Raw genomic sequence first — 16,196 nt, 5'->3', positions numbered from 1 at the left:
GAACGGAGCACCATGACGCATGCTCTGATCATCGGCGGCGGCATCGCCGGGCCCGTGGCCGCGATGGCCCTGCGGAAAGCCGGCTTCGACGCGACCGTCCACGAGGCGTATCCCACCGGTGCCGACACACTCGGGGCGTTCCTCGTCCTCTTCGCCAACGGACTGGCCGCGCTGCGGAGCATCGGCGCCGATCTGCCCGTGCGCGAGCACTCCTTCCCCGCCGAGACGGCCGAGTTCCTCTCCGACACCGGCGTGCCGCTCGGCGCCCGGCCCCTCGCCGGCACGAGGGAGGCGGCCCTGAGCCCCCGCACCCTCCAGCGCGCCGCCCTCTACCGCGCCCTGCGCGACGAGGCCGTCCGCCGCGGCGTCCGCGTCGAGTACGGCAAACGCCTCGTGGACGCCACGACCACCCCCGGCGGCCGGGTGGTGGCGTTCTTCGCGGACGGCACCCGCGCCGAGGGCGATCTGCTCGTCGGCGCCGACGGCATCCACTCCCGCACCCGCACGCTCCTCGACCCCGACGCGCCGCCGCCCCGCCACACCGGCCAGCTCACCGTCTGCGGCCGCACCCGGGACACCGCCGACCCCGCCCCGCCGCACACCTACCGCATGATCTACGGACGGCGGGGGTTCTTCGGCTGCACCACCGCACCGGACGGCACGACCTACTGGTTCGCGAACATCCCCGGCGCCGAGCTGCCCGCCGCCGATCTCGCCGCCGGCCCGGACCACTGGCGCCGCCGCGTCGTCGACACCTTCGCCGACGACCGCACCCCCGCCGCCGCCATCGCCGCGGCCACCGGCGACGCCATCGTCGGCATGAACGCCTACGACATCCCCACCACCCCCGTCTGGCACGGCCGGCGCACCGTCCTCATGGGCGACGCCGCCCACGCCACCGCGCCCAACGCCGCGCAGGGCGCCTCCCTGGCCATCGAGGACGCCGTCGTCCTCGCCCGCTGTCTGCGCGACCTGCCCGACGCGGAGCGGGCCTTCGCCGCCTACGAGCGACTGCGCCGCGAGCGCGTCGAACGGGCCGTCGCGCTCAGCGCCGACATGGCGGGCCGCCTGTCACCCACCTTCGAGGAGCGGCGGGCCCGCGACGCCGAGGTGGCCCGCCAGGTCGCGGAGAAGAACGACGGCAGCGCCGACTGGCTCACCGACTACCGCGTCGACTGGGCGGCGACCGTGCGCTGACTTGCCGCCCCGACCCGCTGCGGCAGACTGGAGGCATGCCGGAGCTGCCCGAGGTCGAAGCGCTGGCCGCCTTCCTCACCGAGCACCTCGTCGGCCGGGAGGTCGAGCGCGTGCTGCCGCTGGCGGTCAGCGTCCTGAAGACCTACGACCCGCCGCTGACCGACCTCGAGGGCCGCACGGTCCTCCAGGTGCGCCGGCACGGCAAATTCCTCGATGTCGTCACCGACGGCCCCCATCTCGTCTTCCACCTCGCCCGCGCCGGGTGGCTGCGCTGGCGGGACCCGCTGCCGGACACCCCGCCGCGGCCCGGCAAGGGGCCGCTCGCCCTCCGCGTGCGCCTCGCGGGGCCCGGCGGGGACGGCTTCGACCTCACCGAGGCCGGCACCCAGAAGCGGCTCGCCGTGTACTGCGTCCGCGACGTCGCGGAGGTGCCGGGCATCGCCCGGCTCGGCCCGGACCCCCTGGCACCGGAGTTCACCCTGGAGGTCTTCGCGGGGCTGCTGCGCGACGAGCGCCGGCAGCTCAAGGGCGTCCTGCGGGACCAGAGCGTGATCGCCGGCATCGGCAACGCCTACTCCGACGAGATCCTGCACGCCGCGCGCATGTCCCCCTTCAAGCTCGCCGCGAGCCTCACGGAGGAGGAGACCGCCGCGCTCTACACGGCCCTCGGCGCGACGCTGCGCGACGCCCTGGAACGCTCGCGCGGGACGGCCGCCGGGGAGCTGAAGGCCGAGAAGAAGAGCGGGCTGCGGGTGCACGGCAGGACCGGGCAGCCGTGCCCGGTCTGCGGGGACACGATCCGTGAGGTGTCCTACCGCGACTCCTCCCTCCAGTACTGCCCCACCTGCCAGACGGGCGGGAAGCCTCTCGCGGACCGGAGGCTTTCCCGCCTGCTGAAATAGGACGGGTCAGCCCTGGCGGCCGGCCGCCCGCTCCGCCTTGGCCAGCTCCGAATTGCGGTAGGAGTACGCGAAGTACACGACCAGCCCGACGACGAACCAGATCGCGAACCGCACCCACGTCTGCCAGGCCAGATACGTGATCAGCCAGATCGACGCGGCGACCCCGACCGCCGGGACGAACGGCACCCACGGGCAGCGGAAGCTGCGCGGCAGCTCCGGCCGCTTGTAGCGCAGCACGATGACCGCCGTGCACACCACCGCGAAGGCCAGCAGAATGCCGATGTTGGTCAGCTCCGCCGCCTCGCCGATCGGCACGAAGCCCGCGATCGCCGCCGACGCGACACCGACGATCCACGTCACCCGCGTCGGCACGTGCCGGGTCGGATGCGTCTTCGCGAACCACTTCGGCAGCAGTCCGTCACGGCTCATCGCGTACCACACGCGGGTCACGCCGAGCATGAAGGTGAACATCACCGTCAGGATGCCGATGATCGCGCCGACCGCGATGACGTCCGCGATGCCGGTCAGCCCCACCGACTTGAACGCGGTGGAGAAGCCGGCCTCCTTGTCGATCTCCTGGTAGGGCTGCATGCCGGTGAGCACCAGGCACGCCAGGACGTAGAGGACCATCGAGACCGCGAGCGAGTACATGATCGCCTTCGGCATGTGCCGCTGCGCGTCCTTCGACTCCTCGGCCGCCGTGGACATCGCGTCGTACCCGAACACCGCGAAGAAGACCGTGGCCGCTCCCGTGAACGCGCCACTGACGCCGTAAGGGAAGAACGGGGTGTAGTTGTCGGACTTGACGTGGAAGAAGCCCACCACGACGACCAGCAGCACCACCAGGATCTTCAGCCCCACGACCACGGTCTCGAAGCGGGCCGCGTTCTTGATGCCCATGGTCAGCAGATACGCGATCAGCAGGCACAGCACCGCCGCGAACAGGTCCACCCGGTGGCCGTCCCCGGTGCCCGGGGCGCCCAGCATCCACGCGGGCAGCTCCGCGTTCGCCTCCCCGAGCAGGAAGTTGATGTACCCGGAGATGCCGATCGCCACGACCGCGACGATCGCCGTGTACTCCAGCAGCAGGTCCCAGCCGATGAACCAGCCGCCGATCTCGCCGAGCACCACATAGCCGTACGTGTAGGCGGACCCGGCGCGCGGGATCAGGCCCGCGAACTCCGCGTACGAGAACGCGGCGGCCGCGCTCGCCACGCCCGCGATCAGGAAGGAGATGAGCACGGCCGGGCCCGCCGTGCCGTTCGCGACGGTGCCCGCCAGGCTGAAGATGCCGGCGCCGATGATGCCGCCGACGCCGATCGCCGTGAGCTGCCACAGGCCCAGTGTCCGGGTCAGCCGTTGGGAGGGCCCGCCGCCCTCGGCCGTCTCCGCCTCCTCGATGTGCTCGATCGGTTTGCGGCGCAGTACGCCTTGCCGGAGCCCGGCCATCTCGTGTCCTCTCGTCGACGCTGACGGCGGGTCATCATGGCCGAGCGAGGGCGGCGAAGGAAGGTGCCGCCCCGCGCCCGGCCGAGGGTTCATCCGATGGCGGGCGCCGTGGCCGCGCGCGCCGTGCCCCAGCGGGAGGGGGTGTCGCCCACACGGAAGTCCAGCCGCCGGCCCTCCCGGATCTCCCGGGTCGTCAGATACGTACGGTCCAGCGGGTCCCCGTCCAGCCGCGCGGACCGGATGTACCGGTCGGTGCCCGAGGTGCCCGGCGCGGTGACCGTGAAGCCGCCTTCCGGGTACCAGCGCCGGTCCAGCAGCAGGTCGACGCGGTCGAAGACCGGGGTGCTCAGCCCCCAGACGTCACCGCCCGGCTGCACCGGGTACACCCCGATGGCCGAGAGCACCATCCACGCCGACATCGTGCCGAGGTCGTCGTTGCCCGTCATCCCGGTCGGCGTGTCGGTGAAGAGCGTCAGCGCGGCGTGCACCACGTCCGTCGTCTTCCACGGCCTGCCGGTGGAGAGGTAGGTGTACGGGGCGATGAGGTCCGGCTCGTTCTGCGGGTTGTACTTGTCGGCGTTGTAGTAGTCGTACGGGCCGTTGACCCACACCTCGCGCGCCGTCCGCGCCGGGTCCGCGAGCAGCCTGTCGTACGCGAAGAACGCGTCCAGCCGCTCGTCCGCCGCGTCCTTGCCGCCGATCAGCTCCAGCATGCCGGGCACGTCCTGCGGCACCAGCCACTGGTACTGCCAGGCCGTGCCCTCGTGGAAGCCGGGGCTCCGCGCCGGGTCGGCGGACCCGGTGAACGCGCCGCCCGCGTCCCGGGGGCGGAAGAAGCCGGTGGCCGGGTCGTGCAGCTTCCGGTAGTTCCGGGACCGGTCCGCGTAGCGCTCGGCGTCCTCCTGGTGGCCGAGGCCCCGGGCCATCTTCGCGAGCACGGCGTCGGAGAGCGCGTACTCCAAAGTGGCCGACGCGGCGTGCTGGTAGTCGGAGTCGCCGGGCTTGCTCTCGGGTGCGTCCGGCCGGAAGGGGACGAAACCGTTCCGTACGTACTCGGCGTTGCCCTCCCGGCCCACCTGCATGGACTCCGCCGGGGGCACCCCGTCGGCGTTCTTGCGCAGCGCCCGGTAGACCTCCTCCTCGTGGCCCGTCAGCAGCCCGTGCTGATAGGCGTTGGTGAGGTAGGGCGTCACGGGGTCACCGGTCATGATGTTCGTCTCGACCGTGGCGTAGCCCCATTTGGGCAGCCAGCCGCTGTCGGTGTCGATGCGCAGCACCGACAGCGCCATGTCCCGCGCCTCACCCGGCGCGAGCAGCGCCAGCAGCTGCGCCTGGGTGCGGTAGGTGTCCCACAGGGACCAGTTCTGGTAGTAGGTGAAACCCTCGGCGCGGTGCGTGCGCTGGTCCCAGCCGGTGTAGCGGCCGTCGGCGTCGCTGCCGATGCTGGGGGTGAGGAAGGAGCGGTAGAGCGAGGAGTAGAAGGTGCGCCGCAGGGTCTCGCCGCCGCCCACGGCCCGCACCGAGCGCAGCCGCTCCTCCCAGGAGGTGCGGGCCGCCTGGGCCGTGCTGTCGAAGTCGCCCGGCTCCGCCCGCAGGTTGCCCGCCGCCCCCTCCGCGTCGACGTAGCTGACGGCGGTGGTGGCCTCGACGTCCCGGTCGTCGGTGGTGTCGAAGCGGACCCAGGCGCCGTTGCGGCCGCTGGAGGTGGAGCGCTTGGACCGGTCGGTGACCGCCCCGCCGTTCCAGGTGCCGTAGGTGGTGAAGGGGCGGTCGAAGCGGGTGAGGGTGTGGAGGGTGTACGGGCGGGTGTCCCGGCAGAAGCCCCGGCCGGTGATGGTGGTGCGGACGGTACGGGAGTCCAGGACCTCGACGGTGGTGGAGACCGTCTTGTGCAGCGACTGTCCCGTGTTGAGCAGGACGTTGGCCTTGTCCGTCGCGGGGAAGGTGTAGCGCTGGTGACCGGTGCGGGTCCCCGCCGTCAGCTCGGCGGTGATGCCGGTCTTCAGAGCGACCCGGTAGTAGCCGGGGCGGGCCTTCTCGTCCTCGTGGGCGAACTTCGCGGCGTAGCGCGCGTAGTCGGTCTCCGTCACCTCACCCGTGGTGGGCAGGACGGGCAGGTCGCCGCCGAGGTCGCAGCCGACCCCGGACAGATGCACGGAGCTGAAGCCGCGGATGCGGTCGTCCTTGTAGTCGTAGCCGGTGTTGTGCCCGGTGTCGGGGGAGAGCTGCACCATGCCGAACGGCACCGAGGCGCCGGGGAAGGTGTTGCCCTCGTTCTGGGTGCCGATGAACGGGTTCACCAGGTCGGTGAGGCGCTCGGCCTTCGGGGCCGCCGGTGCGGGCACGAGTGCGGTACCGCCCAGCATCGCCGCGAGGGCGAGCACGGCCGCCAGGGTGCGCGGCCGCGGGTGTCCGGTCCATCTCATCGTCCACGTCCCTCACATGTTCCGATGACATCGTTGTCAGGTCGAGGCTCGTGGGGGGCGGGAAGGCTGTCAAGGATGCGTCGGATGGTGGGCGTGGTGTCCGGGCCACGTCCTCGAGCGGCCCGCAGCGGGGTTGACGGGCCGTCACCCCGCCGGTGGCCTCCGGGCCGTGTTCTGATGCCCAGGGCCTGTCCGGCGGATCTTCGCGGGCTCCTGACGCCTGTCACCGGGGGCACCTCCCGGCGGTAGCCGGGGGAGCTCACTGCGTTGTCGGGCTCGCCCGAGTACGCCCGGTACGAGGGGGTGGCCCTCCGTCTTGCGATCGCACGAACCGGGCGCCGCTCGCCGATCCACGGAGATCCACCGGACAGGCCCTGGCGGCCTTCTGATACCTATGGGCCTCGGCAGCCGCACGATCGACTGAGGAAGGCGCACCCGTCCATGCATCTCGGCGACCTCGCCTCCGTAGGGCCGTTCTTCGCCCTGCGCACCGACGCCGGCGCCGGTGGCCCCGACGGGCCGCCCGGACCCGGCTATCTGCCCCTCGCCGAACCGGCGGTGCGGGCCCGGGTGGCGACCGTCGCCGAGCGGCTCGGCACGGCGGACCGCCGGGTGGCCGCGTCCATCGCCTTCCAGGGCATCGCCGGCCGGCTGCTCTCGATCGCCCTCGGCTCCGCCGTGCTCACCGGCCACGTCCCCGACCTCTCGGGCCCGGCGCTGTGGTGGCACCCCGCCCGGACCGCCCCCGACGACCTCTGGCTGCCCCGCCCGGCCGCCCTGCCGCACGGCACCGACCCGGTGCCGCCGATCGCCACGAGCGTCCTGCACGACCGGCTGGCCTCCCTCCACCACCTCACCCGCGCGGTCGTCCCGATCTCCGGCCGGCTGTTGTGGGGCAACGCGGCCTCCTCCCTCGCCGGCTCCCTGCGCGTCCTGCACACCTGGTGCCTCGCACAGGGCCGGCCCGAGGACGCGGCCCGGGCGATCACCGTCACCCGGGCCCTCTTCGAGGACCCGCTGCTGCGCGACACCGGCACGCTCACCACGCGCGGCGGGCCGTCCTTCCGGCGCCGCAGCTGCTGCCTGTACTACCGGGTGCCCTCCGGCGGCATGTGCGGCGACTGCGTGCTGCGCACCCGCTGACCGGCCGGCTCCGGCGGCCACCGACCGGGGGAAAGCACGCCGAGCACATACGCCTTGGCCACCAGCGCGGTACGGTTCGGCACCCGCCAGCGCCGGGTGAGCCGGGCCAGGTGGTAATTGACCCCGTCCACGGTCAGCCCGACCGCCTTGCCCACGGCGGCCGTCGTGGCCCCCGTCGCCGCCAGCGCGAGGATCCGGGCCTCCACCTCGCTCACCTCCGCCACCGGCGGCGCCACGGGCGGCGTCGGCCCGGCCGCCCGCACCCGCAGCACCACCAGCAGCATCGGATACGTCGGGGACGGCTCGCCGACCGGGTCCACCAGCAGCTCGCCCTCGCGCTCGGCCCCGTCCGCGCCCACCGGGAGCCAGCACACCTCGACGCGGTAGCGGGAGCGGTGGCCCAGCCGCAGCGCCTCACCGAGCCGGTCGAGCTGGGCGGTGGCGCGGGGCCGGAAGAGGTCCAGCACATTGCGGCCCCGCAGCCGCCCGGGGACCGCGCCCCACTCGGCGGCCATGGCCGGGTTCGCGACCGTGATCTCACCGTCCGTTCCCCTGATGCCCGCCTCGCCCTCGGGCCGGCGCGCGCCACCACTCCGGCCATGCTGCGGATCGCCCGTCGCTCATCACCGCCCTTCAATGCGGAGGCGAAGCGCATCGCTCGCTTGGCAACAGGGGAGCGGAGCGCTGCCGCATCACGTTGGACGTCTCCTTCCTCCGCGCAGGCCGGGTCCGCTGTTCGCTGGGCTGCTTGAGGTCCGAGCACATGGCCCGTGCGATCTCTTTTTTGCCGTGCGGCGAACATTGGTGAACACATTGAATCGGTACTGGTCCGGAAGGCCAAGTGGACGCTCATCAGGGAAATTCAGTCTTCACTGATCCGGCTGCGAGAGTAGTTTGCGGGGTGTGAAGGCAGACGCGGGACGCCGATACCGGTTGTATCCCACGGTGGATCAGGAGCAGGTCCTGGCCGCGTGGGGGCATACCGTGCGCGCCTTGTGGAATGTGGCTCTTGAGCAGCGCGTGCATGTCTATGAGCAGCACCGTCGGACTCTACGGGCTATGGAGCAGTGCCGGTACCTCACAGAGGCTCGCGCTGAGAGTGAGCTGGCTTGGTTGGCAGAGCTGCCCGCGCAGGCCGGTCAGCAGGTGTTGCGACACCTGGACGCAGCGTACGACAACTTCTTCAATCCGAAACACCCTGCTGCGTTCCCGGTATTCAAGAAGCGTGGGCATCGGCTGTCCGTCCCGCTGCCTGGGCAGGCGGTCCAGATACGCAAGCTGAACCGGCACTGGGCCGAGGTGCGTCTGCCGAAACTGGGCTGGGTGCGCTTTCGCCTCTCCCGGGCGCTCGGCGGTGCCATCCGCAATGCCACCATCTCCCGGGACAGGGTGGGCTGGCACATTGCCTTCGGCGTCGCAACAGGGATCAAAGCAGCTGCGCTGAACGGAAAGCCGGGCTGCGGCGTCGATTTTGGGGTGTCTGCATCCGCCTACGTGTCGACCGAGACCGCGCCGCGCATCAAACCCCCGGGCCTGGACAAGCGCGAGCGGGCCCGACTGCGTTATCTGGAACAGCGCAAAGCCCGCCAGCTTGTCCACGCTAAGCGACACAACGGAGGAAAGTACAGCAACCGGCTGCGCCGCACCAGCGCGCAGATCGCGAAAATGAAAGGCCGGGAAACCAGCCGGCGCCAGGATTTCACGCACCGTCTCACCACCTACCTGGCCAAGAACCACGGCTTCGTGGGCATCGAGGACCTGCGCGTGACCAGCATGACCGCCAGCGCCAAAGGCACCCTTCAACGGCCAGGCCGCAACGTGCGCGCCAAAGCCGGATTGAACCGCTCAATTCTCGACAACTGTCCCGGTGAACGCAGGCGCCAACTGGAGTACAAGTGCCGCCTGTACGGCTCGCAACTTCGCCCGGTGTCGCCCTTTCACACTTCTTAGACCTGCGCGGCCTGCGGGAGAGTCGACCCAGCCTCGCGTCAGGGCTGCGGCAGGTTGTTCGCGTGTGCGCACTGCGGGCACGAGGATGACGCGGACCATAATGCCTCAGTGGAGATTGAGGCCCGAGCCCGCCGGACGGGTGGCTCGGTTATCAACAGCACGCGCAGGCGCCGCACGGTGCCGAGTCCCGCCCACGGGCGGATGCGGATGCGTGAAGCCCAACCGGCTACCCGCGGGTAGCCGAAGGGAATCTCCCGGCTTTCGCCCGGGGGAGCATCGTCAAGACTTCGAGTCGTTCGCCGCCCGCCAGTCCGGTCCCCGCTGGAGTCCGGGGCGCACGTCTACGTGTGCGGCGACGGTGCCCGGATGGCGCCGGGCGTCCGCGCGGCCCTGCGCGAGCTGTACGCCCGCCGGACGGGCGCGGACGCCACCGCCTGCGATGCCTGGCTGCGCGAGCTGACCGAAGCGGGCCGCTACGTGGAGGACGTCTACGGGGCGGGCTGAGCCACCCCTGATCCCGTCACTCGATCAACTCCCGTACCCTGCTCCTCGTTCGTAACAGCAAGATCCGGCACAGCGACAACAGAACGAAAGCGGTGGGGGACATGCGCGCAGTCACGCGTACGGGAATGGTCGCGGTGGCGGCAGCGGCGGCGGTGGCCACGACGGTGGCCCCGGCGGGGGCGCGGACCACGGGCGCGGCGGGCACCCCCGCCGCGCCCTACTCCGCGACGACGTCCGTCGGCCTCCACAACGCCTACCTCCAGGACAAGTACCCCTACTTCGCCGACGCCCTCGACTCCGGGGCCTCGCTCCTCGAACTCGACGTCTGGACGAACGGCTTCGGCGGACGCGCCTTCCGCGTCTCGCACGCCAACCCGGTGCGCAACGCCAACAACTGCGAGGGCGCCACGTCCCCCGCCGAGCTGCGCACCAAGTCCCGCAACCAGCCCCTCTCCGGTTGCCTCGCCGACATCCGGGCCTGGCACGACGCCAACCCCGGCCACCGGCCCGTCTTCCTCAAGGTGGAGATGAAGGACGGGTTCAACGCGGACAGCGGACGCGGCCCCGCCGAGCTGGACGCCCTGCTCACCGAGAAGCTCGGCGACGCCCTCTACCGGCCCGCCGACCTCGCGGCCGGCCACGCGAACCTCGACGAGGCCGTACGGGCCGGCGGCTGGCCCAGCCGGTCGGCGCTCGCGGGCAAGTTCGTCGTCGAGCTGATCCCCGGCACGGTGGAGGAGGGCAACCCCGCCGACCGGCTGTGGACGGACCGGGAGTACGCCACCCACCTGCGCGACCTCGCCGCCGCCGGCCGGCTCCGGCAGGCCGGGGCCTTCCCCGCCGTGCACGGCGCGGTGGCCGGCGACCCGCGCACGCGCTACGCCGACACCACCATCCGCCCGTGGTTCGTGGTCTTCGACGGTGACGCCGCCACCTACGCCAAGGGCGGCATCGACACCGCCTGGTACGACGACCGGCACTACCTCGTGGTCATGACCGACGCGCACAAGGTGCCGCCCGTCATCGACGGCACCAAGCCGACCGAGGCCCAGGCACGCGCCCGCGTCGCCCTCATGGCCAAGACCCACGCCAGCTTCGCGACCGCCGACTGGCACCCCCTTCCGAAGGTCCTCGCCACGGTGGTCCCCCGCGGCTGACCGTCCGGGGTGCCGGCCGCGGGCGCGCAGCCGGGATCAGGCGCTGTCCTCCAGCCGGAAGCCGACTTTCAGGCCCACCTGGTAGTGACCGACCTCGCCTTGGTCGAAGTGCCCCCTGATCTGCGTGACCTCGAACCAATCGAGGTTTCGGAGTGTCTGCGAGGCGCGCGCGAGGCCGTTGCGGACGGCTGCGTCCACGCTGTCCGGGGAGGAACCGACGATCTCGGTCACGCGGTAGGTGTGGCTGTGGTGCGTCATGGGTGCTCTCCAGGCGACTGGGCGGCCGTGAACACCTCCACCGTCGTGCACCCGCCGACGGCGCGCGAGGCGAGCGCCGCTGTTGGCGTGGCCCGCCGGACCGGGACGGGCGGGGTGAAGCCCCCCGGGCCCGCCCGCTGGGCGTCGGCGGCGTGACCGTTCCGGCCGGGTGACCCGTGGCGCCCGGCGGCGCTACGTGCGGCGGTGCGCGGGGCGAGCGCCGTTGTCGGTGCCCCGCAGGGCCGGGGTGGGCGCGGGAGGCCGCCGCCGGGCGTCGGCGGCGGTACCGTTCCGATCGGGTGACCCAAGGCCGGCAGGCCTACGGCACCACCGTGACCGGCCAGCGCCCCGCCTTGACCAGGCGGACCGCCACCGAGCCGACGATGCGGTGCCCGGCCCGCTCGGAGGCGCCCACGACGACCGCGTCCGCCGTGAGGTCGTCGGCCGCCCGCACCAGGCCGCTGTAGGGGTCGCCGCGGAAGGTGTGGAACTGCCAGCGCACCTCGAAGACGCCCCGCAGCCGCTCCGCCTGGGTGCGGATCTCCGCCATCAGCTCCTCGGCGATCTCCTCCGTCGCCTCCACGACGGACACGCCCAGCGCCGCGCCGCCCGCGAGCACCGGCTGGACGTAGACGACCGCGAGCAGCGCGTTCTGCCGACGGGCCAGGCCCGCCGCGTAGGCCGCGGCGCGCCACGACGAGTCGGAGCCGTCCACGCCGACGACGATCACCTTCGGGCCGTCCGTGCCCCGCTCGAAGCCGGCCGGCCGGTCGGCGGCGTTCGAGGTGTTCTCTTCGCTGTTCCCCTTGTTCACACCCCCGAGGCTAGTCCTGCCCGCCCGCGGGCCCGTCCGGCACCGACAACGACAGGGCGAAGCGGCCCTCTTCGTCCGTCCACCAGTGGCTCATGCGCAGCCCGGCCTCCGCCAGCTCGCCGGCGACCCCGGCCCGGCGGAACTTCGCCGACACCTCCGTGCGCAGCTCCTCGCCCGCCGCGAAGTGGACCGCGAGGTCCAGCGCGGGGATCTTCGCCACGAGCGCCGTACGGGCCCGCAGCCGCATCTCGATCCACTCCTGCCGCGCGTCCCACAGGGCCACGTGCGCGAAGTCGTCCGGATCGAAGTCCGCGCCGAGTTCGCGGTTGACGACGGCGAGGACGTTCTTGTTGAAGGCGGCCGTCACCCCGGCCGCGTCGTCGTACGCGGCGACCAGCGTCCGCTCGTCCTTCACGAGGTCCGTGCCGAGCAGCAGGGCGTCGCCGGGGGCGAGTTCGGACCGTACGGCCGTGAGGAACGCCACCCGCTCGGCGGGCAGCAGATTGCCGATGGTGCCGCCGAGGAAGGCGACCAGGCGCGGGCCGGGGGTCCCGGGCAGGGCCAGGCCGTACTGGAAGTCGGCGACGAGGGCGTGCACGGTCAGCGCCGGGTGCTCGGCGAGCAGTGTGCCGGCCGCGCCCCGCAGGGCACTCTCGCTGACGTCGACGGGCACGTAGTGGTCGAGGGCGGGCAGGGCCCGGATGAGGTGGCGGGTCTTGTCGGAGGAGCCCGAGCCCAGCTCCACGAGCGTACGGGCGCCGGTGGCCTCGGCGATCTCCGTGGCGCGGTCGATGAGGATCTCCCGCTCGGCGCGCGTCGGGTAGTACTCGGGCAGCAGGGTGATCTCGTCGAACAGTTCACTGCCCCGGGCGTCGTAGAACCACTTGGGCGGCAGTTCCTTGGGGGTTCGGGTGAGCCCCGTGGCGACGTCCGCGCGCAGGGCCGCGGCGGTCGCGTCGAGGGGGAGGGTGCGGGTCAGGGCGAACGGGCTCACAGACAGGGCTCCTTGAGCGTGTGCAGCGTGATGTCGGTGGGGGTCGCGGTGAGAAGGGTGCGGTCGGGGACCTCCACCCAGCGCGGATCGTCGTCGTACGGCTCGGAGGCCACGGCCGTCCGGCCGTCCGGCCCGGTGAGGTGCCAGAGGGTGTCCCCCCAGGCGGTGGCGGCTATCGCGGTGCCGTCGGTGAGCAGGAAGTTGAGCCGGGAGCCGGGGGCGGCGTCGGCCAGCGCCCGGACCGTCCCGGCCAGCGCCTGCCCCATCGCCTCGCCCTCCCGCAACCGGTGTTCCACGAGGGCCCAGACGAACGCGGAGTCACAGCGCGCGGCCAGCCGCAGCAGCGCCCCCGGGGGCAGCAGCGCCGCGAGCGGCGCCGCGGTGTCCGGCCACCCGACCACCGCGCCGTTGTGGCTGAACAGCCACGGCCCGGCCGTGAACGGGGCCGCGGCGGCCTCCCCGTCCGGGTCCGCGACGGTCGCGTCCCGCACCGAGGCGAGCAGTGCCCCGGTGCGGACGACGCGGGCGAGATCGAGGAACGAGCCGTCCGCCCAGATCGGCCCGGCCCGCCGGTAGCGCGCCGGCACCGGGTCGCCCGCCGCGTACCAGCCGACGCCGAACCCGTCGGCGTTGACCGTCCCGTGCAGCTGCCGCCGGGGCGCCCACGACTGCCGGAACAGCGAGTGCGGGGGCGCGAGGACGCTCTCGCCGAGGGGTGCCTCGGGCCCCACGACGGCCAGGTGGCGGCACATCAGACGGGTTCCGCATCACGGGCGGTACGGAAGCCCGCGAAGATCTGCCGGCGCACCGGCAGGTCCCAGTTGCGGAACGTCCCCCGGCAGGCGACGGCGTCGACGGCGAAGGAGCCGCCGCGCAGCACCTTGTGGGAGTCGCCGAAGAACACCTCGGAGTACTCGCGGTAGGGGAACGCCCGGAAACCGGGGTACGGCAGGAAATCGCTCGACGTCCACTCCCACACGTCACCGATCAGCTGCCGCACACCCAGCGGCGAGTCACCCGCGGCATAGGCCCCGACCGGCGCCGGCCGCAGATGGCGCTGACCGAGATTGGCCCGCTCGGGGGTGGGGTCGGCGTCGCCCCACGGGTAGCGCAGCGAGCGGCCGGAGACGGGGTCGTGGCGGGCCGCCTTCTCCCACTCCGCCTCCGTGGGCAGCCGCCGCCCCGCCCACGCCGCGTACGCCGCCGCCTCGTACCAGCCGACGTGCAGCACCGGCTCGTCCGGCGGTACGGGCTCGACCACCCCGAACCGCCGCCGCACCCAGCCGGTGCCCTCGCGCCGCCAGAACAGCGGCGCGCCCAGCCCGTGCCGGCGGACCTGCTCCCAGCCCTCGGGATGCCACCAGCGCGGGTCGGTGTAGCCCCCGTCGTCGATGAAGCGCAGATACGCGCCGTTGCTCACCGGCAGCGTGTCGATGAAGAACGACGGCACGAAGCGGTGGTGCGCGGGCCGTTCGTTGTCCAGGGCCCACGGCTCGGTGGAGGTGCCCATCGTGAACGGGCCGCCCTCGACCCGCACCTCCGGCGGCAGCAGCGCCGCGTCCGGCGCGGCCGGCGGCGGCTGTGGGCCTGTGAGCGCGGCCGGGCCGCGGCGCAGCTGATGGGTGATGAGCATGGTCTCGTCGTGCTGCTGCTCGTGCTGCGCGATCATGCCGAAGGCGAAGCCCGCCTCCAGCAGCGGCCCGCCGCGCAGCGGGGCACCGTGCAGCACGTCCAGGACCCGCTCGCGGACGTCCGCGACATAGCCCCGGGCCTCGGCGGGGGCCAGCAGCGGCAGCGCCGGCCGCTCGGCACGCGGGTGCTCGAACGCGTCGTACACCGAGTCGATCTCGGGCCGCAGCGCGTCGTGGCCGCCCACGGTGCGCAGCAGCCACTGCTCCTCCTGATTGCCGATGTGGGCGAGGTCCCAGACCAGCGGGGACATCAACGGCGAGTGCTGGGCGGTCAGTTCCCGCTCGTCCACGCAAGCGGTGAGGACACGGGTCCGCTCGCGCGCGGCGAGCAGGGCGTCCACGGCCCGCCGGCGGAACAGGTCGGGATCCGGGCCGGGGGCGCTCATGGGCGGATCTCCTTGCCGTTCACATGGTCGAGCAGATCGTCGGCGGGACATCGGTGACGGTCCACATAGCGGGCCGTGAAGGCGTCGACGGCGTCGAGGACGTGCGGCGGGGCACCGAGCCGGGGGAGCGCCTCACGGGCCGCGGCGAAGCAGATCCCCGCGGCGGCGTGCAGCTCCGGGTCGGCCAGCCCGAACCGGGCGGCGTTGCGCCACAGCTGATTGCGGGGCGCCGGGTCCGTGCCCGCCGTGTCCGCGAGCGCCTTGACCGTGCGGTAGGCCGTCTCGGTGGCCACCGGGTCGTCGAACAGCGCGGCGGTGACGGCGAGCGGCACCAGCCAGCCGTCCTCCCCGGGCTGCGCGTCGATCATGCGCAGCTCCAGGTGCCCCCGCGGCCGTATCGGCGGGAACAGCGTGGTCAGGTGGTACGCGACATCGTCGACCGTCGGCGGCCGGGGCCGCCGGGTGCGGGTCCAGCGGCGCAGGTTCAGCCCCTCGGGAGGGTCCCAGGGCGCGCCGTCGGAGCGCAGCACCATCACCGGCGCGTCGAGCGCGTACGCCGCGTAGGCCGCCCGCGGATCGAGACGGTCGGACGGGGCCAGGGTGCGCCCGGGGTCCATCCGCCCGTAACAGGCCTGCCGCGTCGAACGCCAGCCCGTGGGGCGGCCCATGTGCAGCGGGGAATTGGCGAACGAGGCGACCAGGACCGCGCCCAGCAGATGCGCCAGCGCCCAGCGGCGACCGTAGCCGAGCGGGCCGGGCTCCTCGTACCCCGCGTCCACACAGACCTGGACGGACGCCGTCCGGCACATGATCGTGTACCCGGCGTCGTTCCACCGGCCGTAGTAGTTCTCCATCGCGTCGTAGCGGGGATCGTGCAGGACCCGGGGCGGTTCGTGCCAGGGGGCCTTGCCGTACCCGGCGAGGACGAGCCCGAGGTCGCGCAGCTCGGCACGGGCGAGGGCGAGATCCGCGGAGACCTCCGTGACGCAGGAGGCGAGGGAGCTCGCGGGCTGCGAGGAGAATTCCAGCTGGCCGCCGGGCTCGACGGTCAGCAGCGATTTCAGCGGCAGCGCGCGCAACCGGTCGGCGGCGGCCGCGAGCCGGGGCGGGGCGACCGGGCGGACGGGGTCACGCACGTCGTGGACGAGCCACTCCAGTTCGACACCGAGCAGCCGGGGCGGCCCGGTCTTGAAACAGATGCCCCGCACATAGGCGTCCGCGTCGGCCGGGTCGACGAGCCGGTCGCGGTCCTCCCTGAGGTCCTTGCTGTCGGTCACGGTCCGTACCTCCCGTACGTTCGGTCCGTACCACCTAAGCCACTGCAT

General features: G+C 72.8%; 14 protein-coding genes and 2 pseudogenes. 7 read left to right on the top strand and 9 right to left on the bottom strand.

Features of this window, described 5'->3' with window-relative positions; translation table 11 throughout:
• Nucleotides 1-12 precede the first annotated feature (12 nt).
• Together FHS38_RS26890 and FHS38_RS26885 are read left to right on the top strand one after the other, a co-directional pair.
• A complete protein-coding gene (locus FHS38_RS26890; protein ID WP_184737772.1) occupies nucleotides 13-1,197 on the top strand; it encodes an FAD-dependent monooxygenase in 1,185 nt (394 codons plus the stop codon).
• Between the two features lie 35 nt (nucleotides 1,198-1,232).
• Nucleotides 1,233-2,099 carry an Fpg/Nei family DNA glycosylase gene (locus FHS38_RS26885; protein ID WP_184737770.1) on the top strand — a complete coding sequence of 289 codons (867 nt, stop codon included), beginning with the start codon at nucleotides 1,233-1,235 and terminating at the stop codon, nucleotides 2,097-2,099.
• A 6-nt stretch (nucleotides 2,100-2,105) separates the two neighbouring features.
• Here FHS38_RS26885 and FHS38_RS26880 read toward each other — a convergent pair whose 3' ends face one another.
• Nucleotides 2,106-3,548, bottom strand: coding sequence for an amino acid permease (locus FHS38_RS26880; RefSeq protein WP_184737768.1), 1,443 nt, complete (start codon nucleotides 3,546-3,548; stop codon nucleotides 2,106-2,108).
• An 89-nt stretch (nucleotides 3,549-3,637) separates the two neighbouring features.
• Nucleotides 3,638-5,974, bottom strand: a complete 2,337-nt coding sequence (locus FHS38_RS26875) for a GH92 family glycosyl hydrolase (RefSeq protein WP_184737766.1) — start codon at nucleotides 5,972-5,974, stop codon at nucleotides 3,638-3,640.
• Nucleotides 5,975-6,415: 441 nt separating this feature from the next.
• Between FHS38_RS26875 and FHS38_RS26870 the strand changes: the two genes are divergently transcribed.
• Entirely contained in the window at nucleotides 6,416-7,117 is a 702-nt protein-coding gene (locus FHS38_RS26870) for a (2Fe-2S)-binding protein (RefSeq protein ID WP_184737764.1), read from the top strand.
• Here the strand turns inward: FHS38_RS26870 and FHS38_RS26865 are convergent.
• Nucleotides 7,063-7,632 (bottom strand): LuxR C-terminal-related transcriptional regulator, encoded by a 570-nt coding sequence (locus FHS38_RS26865; RefSeq protein WP_184737762.1) that lies wholly within the window; start codon nucleotides 7,630-7,632, stop codon nucleotides 7,063-7,065. The genes FHS38_RS26870 and FHS38_RS26865 overlap by 55 nt on opposite strands.
• 388 nt (nucleotides 7,633-8,020) lie before the next feature.
• Here FHS38_RS26865 and FHS38_RS26860 point away from each other — a divergent pair, with 388 nt between their 5' ends.
• The 4 genes and pseudogenes from FHS38_RS26860 (at nucleotide 8,021) to FHS38_RS26850 (ending at nucleotide 10,728) form a co-directional block, all read left to right on the top strand.
• On the top strand, nucleotides 8,021-9,067 hold the full coding sequence (locus tag FHS38_RS26860; RefSeq protein WP_268246229.1) for an RNA-guided endonuclease InsQ/TnpB family protein: 1,047 nt from the start codon (nucleotides 8,021-8,023) through the stop codon (nucleotides 9,065-9,067).
• 12 nt (nucleotides 9,068-9,079) lie between these two features.
• A pseudogene (locus FHS38_RS35680) lies at nucleotides 9,080-9,307 on the top strand (RNA-guided endonuclease InsQ/TnpB family protein); the annotation flags it as partial.
• 81 nt (nucleotides 9,308-9,388) lie between these two features.
• Nucleotides 9,389-9,571 (top strand): annotated as a pseudogene (locus tag FHS38_RS26855) (hypothetical protein); the annotation flags it as partial.
• Nucleotides 9,572-9,672: 101 nt separating this feature from the next.
• A complete protein-coding gene (locus tag FHS38_RS26850; protein ID WP_184737760.1) occupies nucleotides 9,673-10,728 on the top strand; it encodes a phosphatidylinositol-specific phospholipase C domain-containing protein in 1,056 nt (351 codons plus the stop codon).
• Nucleotides 10,729-10,764: 36 nt separating this feature from the next.
• Here the strand turns inward: FHS38_RS26850 and FHS38_RS26845 are convergent, their stop codons facing one another.
• The 6 genes from FHS38_RS26845 to egtA all read right to left on the bottom strand — a co-directional run bounded on the left by FHS38_RS26845 (nucleotide 10,765) and on the right by egtA (nucleotide 16,148).
• Nucleotides 10,765-10,986 (bottom strand): dodecin, encoded by a 222-nt coding sequence (locus FHS38_RS26845; protein ID WP_184737758.1) that lies wholly within the window; start codon nucleotides 10,984-10,986, stop codon nucleotides 10,765-10,767.
• Between the two features lie 319 nt (nucleotides 10,987-11,305).
• On the bottom strand, nucleotides 11,306-11,800 hold the full coding sequence (locus FHS38_RS26840) for a universal stress protein (protein ID WP_184737756.1): 495 nt from the start codon (nucleotides 11,798-11,800) through the stop codon (nucleotides 11,306-11,308).
• A gap of 10 nt (nucleotides 11,801-11,810) precedes the next feature.
• Entirely contained in the window at nucleotides 11,811-12,794 is a 984-nt protein-coding gene (gene egtD, locus FHS38_RS26835) for an L-histidine N(alpha)-methyltransferase (protein ID WP_184737754.1), read from the bottom strand.
• Entirely contained in the window at nucleotides 12,791-13,546 is a 756-nt protein-coding gene (egtC, locus tag FHS38_RS26830; RefSeq protein ID WP_184737752.1) for an ergothioneine biosynthesis protein EgtC, read from the bottom strand. The genes egtD and egtC overlap by 4 nt, the downstream gene beginning before the upstream one ends.
• Entirely contained in the window at nucleotides 13,546-14,871 is a 1,326-nt protein-coding gene (gene egtB, locus FHS38_RS26825; RefSeq protein WP_184737750.1) for an ergothioneine biosynthesis protein EgtB, read from the bottom strand. Before egtB ends, egtC begins: the two co-directional genes overlap by 1 nt.
• Entirely contained in the window at nucleotides 14,868-16,148 is a 1,281-nt protein-coding gene (gene egtA / locus FHS38_RS26820) for an ergothioneine biosynthesis glutamate--cysteine ligase EgtA (protein WP_229822772.1), read from the bottom strand. The genes egtB and egtA overlap by 4 nt, the downstream gene beginning before the upstream one ends.
• Nucleotides 16,149-16,196 lie beyond the last annotated feature (48 nt).

This window comes from Streptomyces netropsis, from assembly GCF_014203545.1.
Lineage (GTDB): Bacteria > Actinomycetota > Actinomycetes > Streptomycetales > Streptomycetaceae > Streptomyces > Streptomyces netropsis.
Note: the sequence above shows the minus strand (reverse complement) of the source record. Positions and strands in the feature narration are given on the sequence as shown.